Annotated in this window: 9 protein-coding genes; 5 read left to right on the top strand and 4 right to left on the bottom strand. The window is 60.2% G+C overall.

Translation table 11 applies throughout. The annotated features are described in order from the left end of the window. Positions 1-118: 118 nt before the first annotated feature. Entirely contained in the window at positions 119-2,203 is a 2,085-nt protein-coding gene (locus AC0L2R_RS06770; RefSeq protein WP_473508196.1) for an ABC transporter substrate-binding protein, read from the bottom strand. A gap of 203 nt (positions 2,204-2,406) precedes the next feature. After that, positions 2,407-3,879, bottom strand: coding sequence for an alpha-galactosidase (melA, locus tag AC0L2R_RS06765; RefSeq protein ID WP_473508195.1), 1,473 nt, complete (start codon positions 3,877-3,879; stop codon positions 2,407-2,409). A 230-nt stretch (positions 3,880-4,109) separates the two neighbouring features. Here melA and AC0L2R_RS06760 point away from each other — a divergent pair, with 230 nt between their 5' ends. The 4 genes from AC0L2R_RS06760 (at position 4,110) to AC0L2R_RS06745 (ending at position 9,088) form a co-directional block, all read left to right on the top strand. After that, positions 4,110-4,976, top strand: a complete 867-nt coding sequence (locus AC0L2R_RS06760) for an AraC family ligand binding domain-containing protein (RefSeq protein WP_473508369.1) — start codon at positions 4,110-4,112, stop codon at positions 4,974-4,976. 464 nt (positions 4,977-5,440) lie between these two features. Then, positions 5,441-6,655, top strand: a complete 1,215-nt coding sequence (locus AC0L2R_RS06755; RefSeq protein WP_473508194.1) for a glycosyltransferase family protein — start codon at positions 5,441-5,443, stop codon at positions 6,653-6,655. A gap of 1 nt (position 6,656) precedes the next feature. Then, positions 6,657-7,901, top strand: coding sequence for a glycosyltransferase (locus AC0L2R_RS06750; protein WP_473508193.1), 1,245 nt, complete (start codon positions 6,657-6,659; stop codon positions 7,899-7,901). Continuing rightward, positions 7,898-9,088 carry a glycosyltransferase family protein gene (locus AC0L2R_RS06745; protein WP_473508192.1) on the top strand — a complete coding sequence of 397 codons (1,191 nt, stop codon included), beginning with the start codon at positions 7,898-7,900 and terminating at the stop codon, positions 9,086-9,088. Before AC0L2R_RS06750 ends, AC0L2R_RS06745 begins: the two co-directional genes overlap by 4 nt. Before the next feature lie 91 nt (positions 9,089-9,179). On the opposite strand, the gene AC0L2R_RS06740 is transcribed toward AC0L2R_RS06745, so the two are convergent. Both AC0L2R_RS06740 and AC0L2R_RS06735 read right to left on the bottom strand, forming a co-directional pair. Continuing rightward, positions 9,180-9,851, bottom strand: a complete 672-nt coding sequence (locus AC0L2R_RS06740; RefSeq protein WP_473508368.1) for a methyltransferase domain-containing protein — start codon at positions 9,849-9,851, stop codon at positions 9,180-9,182. After that, the gene (locus AC0L2R_RS06735; RefSeq protein ID WP_473508191.1) at positions 9,796-10,287 is read right to left on the bottom strand and encodes a hypothetical protein; all 492 of its coding nucleotides are present in this window, start codon (positions 10,285-10,287) and stop codon (positions 9,796-9,798) included. The genes AC0L2R_RS06740 and AC0L2R_RS06735 overlap by 56 nt, the downstream gene beginning before the upstream one ends. Before the next feature lie 29 nt (positions 10,288-10,316). Between AC0L2R_RS06735 and AC0L2R_RS06730 the strand changes: the two genes are divergently transcribed. Then, positions 10,317-13,031: an ABC transporter transmembrane domain-containing protein gene (locus AC0L2R_RS06730; protein ID WP_473508190.1), complete on the top strand. Its 2,715-nt coding sequence runs from the start codon at positions 10,317-10,319 to the stop codon at positions 13,029-13,031. Positions 13,032-13,299 lie beyond the last annotated feature (268 nt).

The raw sequence follows: 13,299 nt of genomic DNA, 5'->3' as shown, positions 1-13,299 counted from the left end.
GCGTTTGCTTCTCTTGTGGCTCGTGGCGATCTGCTCCTTCACGAGGCGCGGTATCTCCACGGTTCAATTCGCAACCTCCCCTCCGGCGGATGCTCGCCGGAGGGGAAATCGACTGCGGTCAGTTGATCGGACCGCCTTCACCGGGCTTGCCCGGAAGCTGCTCGGGGAACAGCTCGTAGTCGCCCTGCTTGTCGGCAGCGACGAAGACCCGTTCACGGATGATCGTGTCCTCCGCCCAATTGAACATGAAGATCGGCACGCCTTCCGGAATGTTGGAGAAGCGCTTGTTGATGATGAGCGCACCCGGATATTCTGTCAGGCCGATCGTATCGAGATTCGTCGTCGAGACCTTCTGGAACTGCTTCATCAGATCAGCGCGCTCGTCATTGTCGTTGCTGGAGATGAACTTGTTGACGACGTCCACGAGTTCCTGTTCGAACGGCATCAGATCGACCGTGCCGTCCGTTCCTGCCCTGTGATGCCAACTCGTGCGCGGACCGGTCGGGGCAAGCTGGGTCGTGTTCTGCACAACTGAGGTCTGTTCCTGCTCGTTGCGGCGAACAAGCCAGTCGAAGCGCCCGGCATACTGGGTTGCGTCGCGCTTCGCGCCATCGATTGTGTTCAGCACGACCTTGAGGCCAAGCTGTTCCATCTGGCCGACCAGACCTTCCGCGAGATTGCGATCGGTGCTGTAGTCGGAATTCACCAGAAGCACGATCTGTACGTCCGAGCCGCCAGCTGTACCGGCCGGGAAGTTGACGGCGCCGTTGCCGTCCGTGTCCTTCAACCCGACCTTCTCCAGCAGCGCCTTGGCGCCTTCCAGATCAAACGGGTAGTACACCGTCGAGGCGCGGTCGTAAAAGCTCGTGCCAGAGGAAATGCCGCCGGGATAGATCGCGGTGAAGGGTCCTTTGACGAGGGATTCGCCGAGTTTCTTGCGATCGATGGCCATGGTCACGGCCTTACGGAAATCGACGTTGCGGTTGAGCTCGCGTACGGCCTGCGCCCGCTCGTCCGGCTCGCCCCAGCCATTGGCTGAAAAGTTCATGCGAAGATTGTAGCCGATCAGCCGGGCGCCAAAGGCCAGCCGCGCGGGAGCCGTTTCCTGTGCGGCGCGCTTCAGCGATTCCACGAAATTTTCAGGTTGCTCCAGGTTCGAGATATCGCCGGACCCGGCGATCGCCTGCACGTCGCGATCGGCCCAGGTCGAAAGCTTGTAGTGCAGTTCGTTGAGATAGGGCAGCTGATTTCCCTCTTCGTCGACCTTCCAATAGTAAGGATTGCGGCGAAGCACGATGACGTCGTCCGAACGGTATTCGATAGGCACCCAGGCGCCCATGACGGGCATATTCAAGTATTCCGGCGGAAAGCCGTTCTTGTACTCGTCGTAGGTGGTGCCTGCATATTTCGGATGCTTGGTCTTCAAAATGTGCGAGGGGCCAGGGCAGAAGGTTCCATAGGCCATCGCATAGAGATGCTGGCGCGGGAACGCGTCCTTAAAAGTCCATTTGACCGTATGTTTGTCTACCGCCTTCAGGGTGGTGCCTTCTCCGAACGTTTCCGGTGTTGCACCGTTCAGCGGCGAGACGTTCGGATCGACGACATTGTCGTCCCAATAGAACATCACGTCATCGGCGTCGAAGGGATCTCCGTCGGACCACTTTGCGCCTTCGATCAACTTCATCGTCAGTGTGTGGCCGTCTTCCGACCACTCCCAGCTCCGGGCAAGATTGGGCAGCGGCTCGACGTCTTTGGCATCGACCTGGAAGAGCGGCGCGGTGCGCGTCAGGCATTCGAACATCGCGATGTCAATGCCGCCCCAGCCTTGCGTCTGCCCGGCACTGTAGTTCCAGCCTTCCGGCCGGCCGCCGACGACGTGGCGCATCGTGTCGCCATAGACGCCTATCCCGTCGGGCATGTTGCCTGTCTTGAAGACCATCGGCTCCTTCGGCAGCCGCTCGGCCAACGGAGGCAGTTTCCCGGTCTTGACGAATTTTTCTGTGACCCACTCCGGCTCGCGATATTCGGATAGCGCCTTGAATTCCAGAATTGAATCGCGCGGCACGTAATTGATCGTGCCTTGCGCCGGAAACGGCGGCTGTTCCGGCACGATCGTCGGCTCGGAGGCCACGGCCTGGATCACGAACGCCGATATACCAAACAGGAGCGCGGCGGCGGTTTTCATGCGGCCAAAAATGTTCATTGTCCTGGTCTCTCCCTTATGCTTCGGGCCTGCCGCGATGGCATGGCTCTCCTCCTACAAGCATCGAACGAAGCGGTATTCCGCTTTCTCAGAAGCGGTATTCCGCTTCTCGGATGACAGTGCCGCGCTGCCCGGGCGCATTCGCCGAGGCACGATCCTGTCCGCCCGGTTTTCCGGAACATTGGCTTATCGCAACCAATGTCTCAGCCGGCCGCGCGCAACTTCATGGCGTCCTTTTCGGCCCTGATCTCTTCGATCGAGCGAACCTCGCGGCGGGCGACGCCCTTCCATTCCCGCGTTTTTACCGTCGCGCGGCTCAGCCGCTCCTTGGCGCTGTCGATCGCATGGGCGAATTGCGGTAGCCATTGCGCTTGCGCCACAACCATCTCGTCGACCATCTGCCAGACTTCTTCCGGCGTGCAGACGGCGCCAACCAGCGGATCGTGCAGCACGGCCAGTTTCAGGAGGTCGATGTCGCCGGAGATTGCCGCGTGGACGGACATGCGCTGGACATTGATCGACGAAATGCAGGTCGCGGCGCAGGCTTCCGGAAGCGTGATGCCGGCCACCATGTTGATGCCGAAGCGATCGACGAAACCAGGCGATTCGATGATTGCATCGGACGGAAGATTGGTGATGACGCCTTCGTTCTTGACGTTGAAGTGCCCGCGATAGACCCGGCCGGTCTCGAGCGCCTCCAGTATGTGGCTGGCGTGCTCGTTCGAGCGGCGCCCGGGATCGAAGGGCTTTCCCGCATCTTCGAGGAATTGCGGGAACTCGGTCTCGAACCAGTTCCGGGTTTCGGTCGAATAGCGCAGATAACCGCCGGTTTCGCCGTGGATCCAGTCCGACATGTCGATCCACTTGGCGGTCTCCTCAGGCCGTTTGCGGTACCAGGGCAGATATTCCGACAGGTGGCCGTTACTTTCGGTCGAATAGACGCCGAAGCGCTTCAACACGTCAATCCTGAGTTTCTCCTGCCGCGAGAAGACCGGATGCGCCTCGAAGGCGGCGATGAGCTCATCCTTGCCGATCTTGCGGCCCTTGACGCGAACGTCGACGAACCAGGTCTGGTGGTTGATGCCGGAGCAGACATAGTCGAGCTCGCCTTCCCCGGCGCCGAGGATCTCGGCAATCTGCTCGGCCCCATGCTGGACCCCATGGCAGAGACCGACCGTGTCGACCTTGCCGAATTCGATCGCCGCCCAGGTGTTCATCGCCATCGGGTTGGCATAGTTCAGGAATTTGGCGCCTGGCTCGGCCAGTTCGCGAATGTCCTTGCAGAAATCCAGAATGACCGGGATGTTGCGCTGGCCGTAGAGAATGCCACCGGCGCAGATCGTATCGCCGACGCACTGGTCGACGCCATATTTCAAGGGAATGCGGATATCGTCGGCATAGGCGGCGAGACCTCCGACGCGCACACAGCTAATGATGTAGCGCGCGCCCTCGATCGCCTTGCGGCGGTCCGTCGTCGCGGTCACCCGTGCAGGAAGCTGGCTCGACTTGACGATCCGCAGGAGAATTGACTCGATCATCTTGAGATTGTGCTCGCTGATGTCGGTCAGTGCGAACTCGATGTCGCGCAGCTCCGGCACACACAAAATGTCCGTGAAAAGCTTCTTGGTGAAACCGACGCTGCCCGCGCCAATGATTGCGATCTTAAATCTGCTCATTCGAACCTTCTCCGCAAGCGGATTGGACCGATAGGTAAAATCGGTTCGTGGAAATCCAGTCCAGGCGTGTTATTCGGAAGACACGCAACCAGGCGGCGTGCAACCGGGGTTTCATCCTCATCTCTTTTGTTTTTGGTCAATATGCGTAAGATCACGCCCCTCCGGTAGGGCGTAGATGTGCTTTGTAGGGTAATTTTGTGCTGCAAAAACTCGTCGACCTTGGGCCGGTGATGAAGATGATTTCCCTGCCGCGCGCTCGGCAGCGATTGCACACCATGCCGACGAGCACCGGCTACGACGTGAGAACGGATGCCGGCTACAGCTGGGATGGCCGCAGGCGCGGGCAGACGCCGTTCACAGTGATGCAGCACACCATCAGCGGCACCGGAAACCTGCGTTACGGAACCAGGTCCTACCGCATCGCTCCGGGCGAGACGATGCTGTTGGTTGTTCCGCATTCGCACCGCTACTGGGTCGAAAAAGGCGGGCGCTGGGAGTTTTTCTGGATATCGATGCATGGGGCGGAAGCGTTGCGCATCCATAGAGAGGTCCTGGCAACGAAAGGACCGGTGTTCAGGCTTCGGGCAGCGACCGTCGATAATCTGGCCGACTGCGCCTACCGGCTGGTCAAAGGCGACGGCTCAACGCCGGCACGCGCCTCGGCAATTTCCTATGAGGCGGCCATGGCACTCTATGACGACGTGTTCGAACTGCACGGAAATGACGTGGCGGAGAATTCGGTAGTGCGTCAGGTGACTGACTATATCGGTGCGCATCTGCATCTGCCGTTGCCGGTCGATGAGCTGGCGCGGCTTTCCGGTCTCAGTCGCGCCCATTTCTCACGTGTGTTCGCGGCGCATGAAGGTATTCCTCCGGCTGAGTTCGTCCTCAACCGACGCCTCGACCGCGCCGCAAAGCTACTGACCATGTCCGCCGACCTTCCGGTGAAGGATATTTCCGGCATGTGCGGCTTCGAAGATCCCAACTACTTCGCCAAGGTATTCCGACGTGGCTTCGGCGTCAGTCCGACAGAATTCAGAACCACTGGCATGTATGCAAGCGCCGGTCATCAGCAGGGGCAGATTTTGGACAGATGACAAATAGCGCTGACCTGTCACCTTTGATGGCTGCTTTTAGCGCGAGAGAGACCGTCAACCTGGTCACTCGGACATCAGCTTTCAGGAGGCGGCAAAGCTGGCCTTGTAAGCAAAAAGCGTCCCGAAAGGCGCCTCTCAATAGCTTGATTCCCTTGAGAGAACTTGGAGCGGATGAAGCGATTCGAACTCTCGACCTCAACCTTGGAAACGTCTATTTCTGCCAACGCCGCCTTATCCGAATCTTCGCTGCCAATCCGAGATGATCAAGACCAGAAAATGATGCAGGTTCTCTGGACCAGCGTGGCTGCTGAGCAGACGCAGCTTCCTGGCTTCTGCATATGGACCCTCTTGGGTAATTGATAATTGCGCCGTCATGTTCCAAAACAGGTCGGCAGACCCGCGAGGATGGTTTCGTGCGGGGTCGTCCACGGTCCTCAGGCGAGAATTCCAAAAGACGTTCAACAATGACCCAGCACGTACAAAATGCTCGAATTCTCATGTACAGCCACGACACGTTCGGGCTCGGCCACTTGCAGCGCTGCCGGACGATCGCGCATTCGCTGGTCGAGGATTTCCGCGGACTTCAGGTGCTTATCATTTCGGGTGCGACTATCGCTGGCGCCTTCGACTACCGCGCCCGTGTCGACTTCGTGAAGATCCCCAGCGTCATCAAGTTGCGCAACGGCGAATACACCTCGCTGGAAAAGGATATCGATCTGCATGAGACGCTAAGGATGCGCCAGTCGATCATCCGCCACACAGCCGAGACCTTCCGGCCGGATATTTTCATCGTCGACAAGGAACCGCTCGGCCTGCGCGGTGAGATCGAGGACACGCTGTCCTACCTCAAGACGCGGGGCACCACGCTCGTGCTTGGTCTGCGCGAGGTGATGGACGCGCCGCATCTGCTCGAAGCAGAGTGGGCACACAGGGATGTGATGCGCAAGATAGGCCTGTTCTACGACAAGGTCTGGGTCTATGGTCCGCCGGATTTCTACGATCCGCTGATCGGTTTGGACGTGCCGCCGGCTGTCAGGGCAAAGATGAAGTTCGTCGGTTTCCTGCAACGGAGCCTGCAGAAGAACGAGTTGCCCGGCCACCGGCCCGACGGCGATTATATCCTCGTTACCACCGGTGGCGGCGGTGACGGCGGCGACCTGATCCACAGTGTCATCGATGCCTATCAGCAGGATCCGCAATTGCAGCATAGGGCGCTGATCGTGCTTGGGCCTTACATGCCGGCGCGCAAGCGCAACAAGCTGCTCAAGAAGGGGGCCAAGATCCCCTATATCAAGATCATCGAGTTCGACAACCGCATGGAAGATCTCATTGCCGGTGCCAAGGCGGTCGTGGCGATGGGCGGTTACAACACCTATTGCGAGATACTGTCTTTCGACAAGCCGGCGCTGATCGTGCCGCGCGTCAAGCCCCGCGAGGAACAACTGATCCGAGCACGGCGCGCAGCCGAACTCGGCCTCATTGAGATGCTTTTGCCGGAAGAAGCCGAGGATTCCCAGCGGTTTGCCAATGCGCTGGAGGTGCTGCCGGCCCGGCCCGGCCCATCGCAGAGCCATCCGCATCTGACGCTGGAAGGGCTGCCTCACATTTCTGAAATCGTCGCGGAACTGCTCGACCGGCGGGGCGGCCATCACCTTTCGGTCATTGAAGGCATGATCTGAGTTGCAACATCGCAAGATCGTCGTGGTTCTGAAGGGCTATCCGCGGCTGTCGGAAACCTTCATCGCGCAGGAACTGCTCGGTCTGGAGCGTGCGGGGTTCGACCTGATACTCTTCGCCCTCAGGCGGCCGACCGACGCAAAACGCCACCCCGTGCATGACGAGATCAAAGCGCCCGTCCATTATCTGCCGGAATATCTGCATGAAGAGCCGCTGCGCGTGGTTCGCTCGCTGTTTGCTTATCTGCTTCGGCCGGGCTTCTGGCGCGCGCTCGGATCGCTGGCTATCGACCTCGGCCGCGACTTTACGCGCAATCGCGCGCGCCGCTTCGGACAAGCGCTCGTGCTGGCGGCCGAATGGCCGGAAGACGCGGGCTGGCTGCACGCACATTTCGCGCACACTCCGGCATCGGTGACGCGCTATGCCAGCCAGCTTCGTGGCCTGCCCTGGAGCTGCTCGGCCCATGCCAAGGACATCTGGACTTCGGCGGACTGGGATCTGGCTGGCAAGCTTTCCTCGGCCCGCTGGACGGTCACTTGCACGAAAACCGGCTTCGACCGTCTGAAAAAACTCGCTAACGGCAACGCGTCTGTGCATCTGAGCTATCATGGGCTCGACCTTGATCGCTTCGGCAGTTTCGGCGAGGCGCGAAAACAGCATGACGGCTCGGCGCCGGACGAACCGGTTATCATTCTGAGTGTCGGGCGCGCCGTTGAAAAGAAAGGTTACGATACGTTGCTGGGGGCCCTTGCCCTCTTGCCTGGTGATTTGGCGTGGCGTTTCGAGCATATCGGCGGCGGCGAGGAACTGGAACGGTTCAAGGCGCTGGCGCAAAAGCTCGGCCTGGATGGCCGCGTCTTTTGGAAAGGCGCGCTTGCGCAGGAGGAGGTGCTTGAGCACTACCGCTGCGCCGACATCTTCGCCCTGGCCTGCAGGATCGCCGCAAATGGCGACCGGGACGGTCTGCCGAATGTCCTGGTGGAGGCGGCTAGCCAGCGGCTTGCCTGCGTGTCGACCGATATTTCCGGCGTGCCGGAGCTTCTATCGCCGGATGAAACCGGGCTGCTGGTTCCGACGGAAAACCCAATTGCCCTGGCGCAGGCGCTGGAGCGCCTGATCCGTGATCCCGTGCTGCGCGCCCGCCTCGGCGACGCCGCAGAGCGGCGCGTGCGCGGTAATTTCGATCATTTGGCAAGCATTGGACAGCTCAAGGAACTGTTCGAGCGGGAGTGGCGGGCCGCCGAATGAAGCGGCTGCGGGCTTTCTTCTATGTCCAGCACCTGCTCGGTATCGGCCATCTCGCGCGCGCCAGCCGCATTGCGGCGGCTCTGGTCGATGACGGGTTTGACGTAACGGTCGTGACCGGCGGAGCGCCGATCGCGGGGTTTCCGGGAGTGGGTGTGAAATCTGTAACCCTGCCACCTGTCACCTCCGGTGATGAAGGATTTTCCGGACTTGTCGACCTGCGGGGCAAACCCATCGACGATGATTTCAAGAGATGGCGTTCAGAGATGCTGCTGCAGGCCTTCCGAGATTGCAGGCCTGATATCGTCATTGTCGAGGCGTTTCCATTTGGACGCCGGCAGATGCGTTTCGAACTCCTGCCGCTGATCGAGGCCATCGACGCGACGTCGCCCAGACCGCTGCTGGCGACGTCCGTCCGTGATATCCTTCAGCAGCGCGTCAAGCCGGGCCGAAACGAGGAAACGGTCGATCTGATCAACAGGCATTTCGACCTTGTCATGGTCCACGGCGATCCGGCTTTCGCAACCATCGACAAGACATTTCCACTGGCTGGGGCGATCAAGGCCGAGGTCACCTACACAGGGCTCGTTGCCGCGCCGCCATCGCCCGCGGCCTCCGCGCGGTTCGACGTTCTGGTGTCGGTTGGCGGCGGGGCTGCCGGAAAGAGCCTTGTCAGTTCCACCATCGCAGCGGCGCGGCATGCCAACAACGCTGGGAAATGGTGTTTGATCACCGGCCCCAACCTGCCGAAAGACGAGTTTGACGCGATCACACGCGATGCCTCGCCGGTCCTGTCCATCTTCCGGTTCCGCGAGGATTTCGCCAGCCTGCTGACCGGCGCCCGCCTGTCAGTCTCGCAGGCGGGTTACAACACGGTCTGCGATGTCCTGCGCGCGGGTTGTCGCTCTCTGCTCGTTCCATTTGCAGCCGGCGGGGAAACCGAACAGACGGTTCGCACCCTGAGGCTCGAAGAACTCGGTCTTGCAACGGTGCTGATGGAGAAGGACCTAACGCCTGAAGGTTTGGCGCAAGCGATCGAACAGGCGCTTGCGGGACCGACGCCAGCCGCGCATCGTCTCGATCTGGAGGGCGCGCATCGCTCGGCGCAAATTCTGCGCCAGCGGTATCGAACATGGTCCCTAAAAGTGGGGCCCGGTTTCGGAGAAGTTCATGATCAAAACAGACGATAGATGCTAACGCGCGTCGCGTCTGGCGAGGTTCGTGCGACGCGCTTCATCCCCTCGTTTATGCATGTCGTTGTCCCAAACCGGGCGAAATGCGTCAAACAGTTCCAATCAGCATGAAGCGCGTATAATTTTTTGTCGGCAGTTCGCCGGAGAACCGCACCTCCTGTAACGCCGCCATTGCTTCGAAGGCTGCAAGCGAAGCCACGCAGTTGATGTGCGTCGGCTCGCTGAAATAATCGTTCGATTGCAGCAGTACAGTCGTGCCCCGCGGAAGCAGGGCAAGCCAGGCTCGCAGATCGGCTATGTGTTCGCAGCTCGTATTGACCATCAGGTCGGGCCGCCCGGCCGCATAGTCGAGTGCGTACATATCTGCCGTCAGTGCCCGGAAACGGTCGCCGGCTTCCCGGTTGAGGGTCCGGGCGACCGGCGCGACTTCGGGATCGATGTCGATGCTATCGACCGCCGCGATGTCGAAGCGAGCGTCGTTAAAAAGCATAGCCGGCAATACGCCGTACCATCCACCCAGAACCCATATGCGCCCGAACCGGCCGCCGCAGCTTTCGAACAGCCTGTCGAGCGCCCACATCTTGCAGGCGACCTGCTTGTGGTTGAAGGCGTTGGCGATATCGGCGTTCGGATGCCTGGTGATGACGCGCGCCAGCGCTGCCACCAGGGGGCACTTGACATAGGCAGCAATTCCCCGCGTCAGGTCAAAGGCTTGCTCGTGCCAGTCCATGCCGGCATTGCGTGGTTGCGTGACATCCATCATATTCGTCTTGTAGGTTGGGATTTCGGGCGACACAACGCAATCTTGCCTCCCGGAAGGCTGTTGATTCGCGGACGTGATTATGCTGGAAGCCGCTTCGCCATTGCCCGGTGCCGGAGAGAGCCTGTTGCATCTGTCCGGACCAGCGGCGTCCATTCGCCAGCACCAGCCGCGCAGCTGCTGCCTCGTGCTGCTCGGCTATTCGCCGAAACCCTACCGAAGCCGCGAGCCGTTTGGCCAGCCGCATTCTTCGATGATCAGCAATGCCGATGTCGTTGTTATCGATCATGCGCCGGAACTGGATCGCGCCGCCTCGCATGTTCCTTCCATCGTTGAGCGCAGGACAATCTCCGTGCGCTGCAGCTTCGAGCTTGTCTTTGGCGACGAAGAAATTGCCGATACGCCATTCGCCAGCAGGTGCTTTTACATCCTGCATCGTTCCAACTGAAGGGTCCACAGCCGCATATGGAACCCAGCCTAGCCCGCTATATCTGGACGCACACCAAGAAGCAGCAGCTCTGGATATTGATGATCGTCGTGCTTTCGATGATCCCGTATTTCATGTCCTTCGACCTGCCGAAGCTGATCATCAACGGCCCGATCCAAGGTAGCGGGTTCGAGCAACCGGGCGCGACCCAGCCATTCATGAGGCTGCACTATAACCTGCCGTTCATCGGAGAGGTCCAGTTCTTCTCCGGTTTTCAGCTCGACCGCGTGGCGACGCTGTTTGCGCTGAGCCTTGTGTTCCTCTTGCTGGTCGTCATCAACGGCCTGTTCAAATTCTATATCAACACCTACAAGGGCCGCCTCGGCGAACGCATGCTGCGGCGTATCCGCTTCGATCTGGTCGATCGTGTGCTGCGGTTTCCGCCGTTTTACTTCAAGCGGGTGAAATCCGCCGAAGTGGCGACCATGGTGAAGGACGAGGTGGAGCCGCTGGGCGGCTTCATCGGCGATGCCTTCGTGCAGCCGGTGCTGCTCGGCGGCCAGGCGCTGACGGCCATGCTGTTCATCGTGGTCCAGAATTTCTGGCTCGGAATGATCGCGGCCGGGATCGTGGCGGTCCAGATCGTGCTCATCCCGCGAATGCGGCGGCGGCTGATCGTGCTCGGGCGCGAACGGCAGTTGACGGCGCGCGCGCTTTCGGGCCGGGTTGGCGAAATCGTCGACGGCATCGGCGCGGTTCACGTCCACGACACATCAAATTACGAGCGCGCCGACATAGCTGCGCGGCTCGGGCTCATCTTCAAGATCCGCTTCGATCTTTACCAATGGAAATTCATGGTGAAGTTTCTGAACAATTTTCTCGCGCAGCTCACGCCCTTTCTGTTTTACATGATCGGCGGGTATCTGGTCATCCAGGGGCGGCTGGACGTCGGTCAGCTCGTGGCCGTGATCGGCGCCTACAAGGACCTGCCCGGACCGATGAAGGAACTGATCGACTGGGATCAGGCGCGGCAGGATGTCCAGGTCAAATATCAGCAGGTCGTTGAACAATTCACCGTCGATCGGCTCATTGCGCCGAGGATCGGGGCATTGACGATCGACGATCCCGATCCGATGACCAAGCCCCTGTCGGCGATCGGTCTGTCGATAGCAGATGATGGCGGTGCAATGCTCCTCGACCGTGTCTCCCTCAAGATCAAGCCGGGTGAGACGGTGGCGCTGCTCAGTACCGCAACAGGTGGAGCCGAGGCGCTTGCAGAAGCCTTCGCAAGGCTGAACTGGCCGGACAGCGGAAGGGTCGCTTCGGGCGCCGACGACTTGCTTGAACTCCCCGAAGCAGTGACCGGCCGGCGCATGTCCTATGCCTCGTCGGATGTCTTCCTGTTCCAGGCAAGCCTACGCGATAACCTGCTCTACGGGCTGAAGCATGCGCCGCTGACATCGGTGCCTTATGACGATGCTGCGGCAGACCAGCACCGCTGGAACATGCATGAGGCGCGCCTGTCGGGCAATCCGGATCTTGATATCCACAGCGACTGGATCAACTATGTTTCCGCCGGCGCTACCGGCCCGCACGACCTCTTTGAAGCCGTGCGCCGGGTACTCGACGCGGTTGTTCTATCGCGCGATATCCTGGATCTTGGCTTGCGCTCTTCGGCCGATCTCACGCGTCACAGCGAGCTTGCCCGGCGGATCGTCGAACTGCGTGCGGCGCTGCGAACCCGGCTGGAACACGAAGGGCTGAGCGGACTGGTGGTTCCTTTCGAACCGGGCGCCTACAACAAGGAAGCAACGATCGGCCAAAACCTGCTCTTCGGCGCTGCCGCCGGCCCCGAACTGGCCGACAGGGCTATGGCGGCCAATCCCTATTTTGCTTCTGTTCTGAGGCAAGCCGGCCTCGACCGCACGCTCTACGAAATGGGCATGGAGATCGCCGAACAGGCGATCGAGCTGTTTGCCGACCTGCCGCCCGATCACCCGTTCTTCCAGCAACTTGCCTTCATGAGCGCCGAGGAGATACCCACCTACGAAACCTTGCTGCAACGGCTCAAGAACCGTCCCCACGAGGCGGTTTCGGAGAGCGACCGCGCCATGATCGTCACCTTGAGCTTTGCCTATATCGAGCCCCGGCACCGCTTCGGCCTGCTGAGCGACGAACTGATGAGCAAGATCGTCGCTGCACGCAACCTGTTCTATGAACACCTGCCGCCCGAGCTGCAGAATGCCATCGAACGGTATGATCCCGCCAAATACATTGCCGCGGCCACCGTCATGGATAATGTCCTGTTCGGGCGTGTGGGCAACAACCATCCCGACGCGCCGGATCGCATACGCTCCATCGTCTATGACATTCTTGACGAACTTGGGCTTTATGCCGAACTTCTGGATGTCGGCCTGGACTTCAACGTCGGCTCCAGCGGCAGGCGGCTGACCAGCGGGCAGCGACAGAAACTCGATGTTGCCCGGGCCCTGCTCAAGCGTCCTGATTTTCTCATTCTCAACCGGCCGCTGTCGGCGCTCGACCAGCGCATGCAGGACAAGGTGCTGCGGAACGTGCTCGAGGAAGCCAGGCGCGACGGCCATTCGCCGGCAATTGTGTGGGTCGTGACGAATCCGGCGATGGCGATGATGTTCGATCGCGTTATCGTCTTCGATTCGGGTAAATTGGTGGAAGACGGAACACCCGAGACACTTTTGGCAGGGAACGGTACATTCAAGGGACTGTTGTCATAGAGCAGCGGACATTCAGATGGGATCATTCTGCCGGTGGGAATTTACTGCAAGGTCAAGGGATTCGACGACGGGCGTAGCGAGGCCACATCCCGCCGAAACCCGAAGGGTTTGCCGCAGATTCATCCGGCTCTTCGAGTTTCCGGTTGGCGGACGCCATTGCCAGGCGGCATCGCCCGATCGCACGACATCGGGCTCGCCACCTTTCGCGCGGTTCGTCTCGCCATCCCGGAAACAGAATTCATTCCATCTGGGCGTCCATTGCTCTAGT

Source organism: Mesorhizobium sp. WSM4820 (assembly GCF_055811075.1).
Note: the sequence above shows the minus strand (reverse complement) of the source record. Positions and strands in the feature narration are given on the sequence as shown.

What these genes read in the sequence shown, in the direction of transcription:
- AC0L2R_RS06740 (WP_473508368.1), bottom strand. Translation starts at nt 9,851, where the DNA reads ATGGATGTCACGCAACCACGCAATGCCGGCATGGACTGGCACGAGCAA.
- AC0L2R_RS06730 (WP_473508190.1), top strand. Translation starts at nt 10,317, where the DNA reads ATGGAACCCAGCCTAGCCCGCTATATCTGGACGCACACCAAGAAGCAG.
- AC0L2R_RS06735 (WP_473508191.1), bottom strand. Translation starts at nt 10,287, where the DNA reads ATGCAGGATGTAAAAGCACCTGCTGGCGAATGGCGTATCGGCAATTTC.
- AC0L2R_RS06770 (WP_473508196.1), bottom strand. Translation starts at nt 2,203, where the DNA reads ATGAACATTTTTGGCCGCATGAAAACCGCCGCCGCGCTCCTGTTTGGT.
- AC0L2R_RS06745 (WP_473508192.1), top strand. Translation starts at nt 7,898, where the DNA reads ATGAAGCGGCTGCGGGCTTTCTTCTATGTCCAGCACCTGCTCGGTATC.
- melA (WP_473508195.1), bottom strand. Translation starts at nt 3,879, where the DNA reads ATGAGCAGATTTAAGATCGCAATCATTGGCGCGGGCAGCGTCGGTTTC.
- AC0L2R_RS06755 (WP_473508194.1), top strand. Translation starts at nt 5,441, where the DNA reads ATGACCCAGCACGTACAAAATGCTCGAATTCTCATGTACAGCCACGAC.
- AC0L2R_RS06760 (WP_473508369.1), top strand. Translation starts at nt 4,110, where the DNA reads ATGAAGATGATTTCCCTGCCGCGCGCTCGGCAGCGATTGCACACCATG.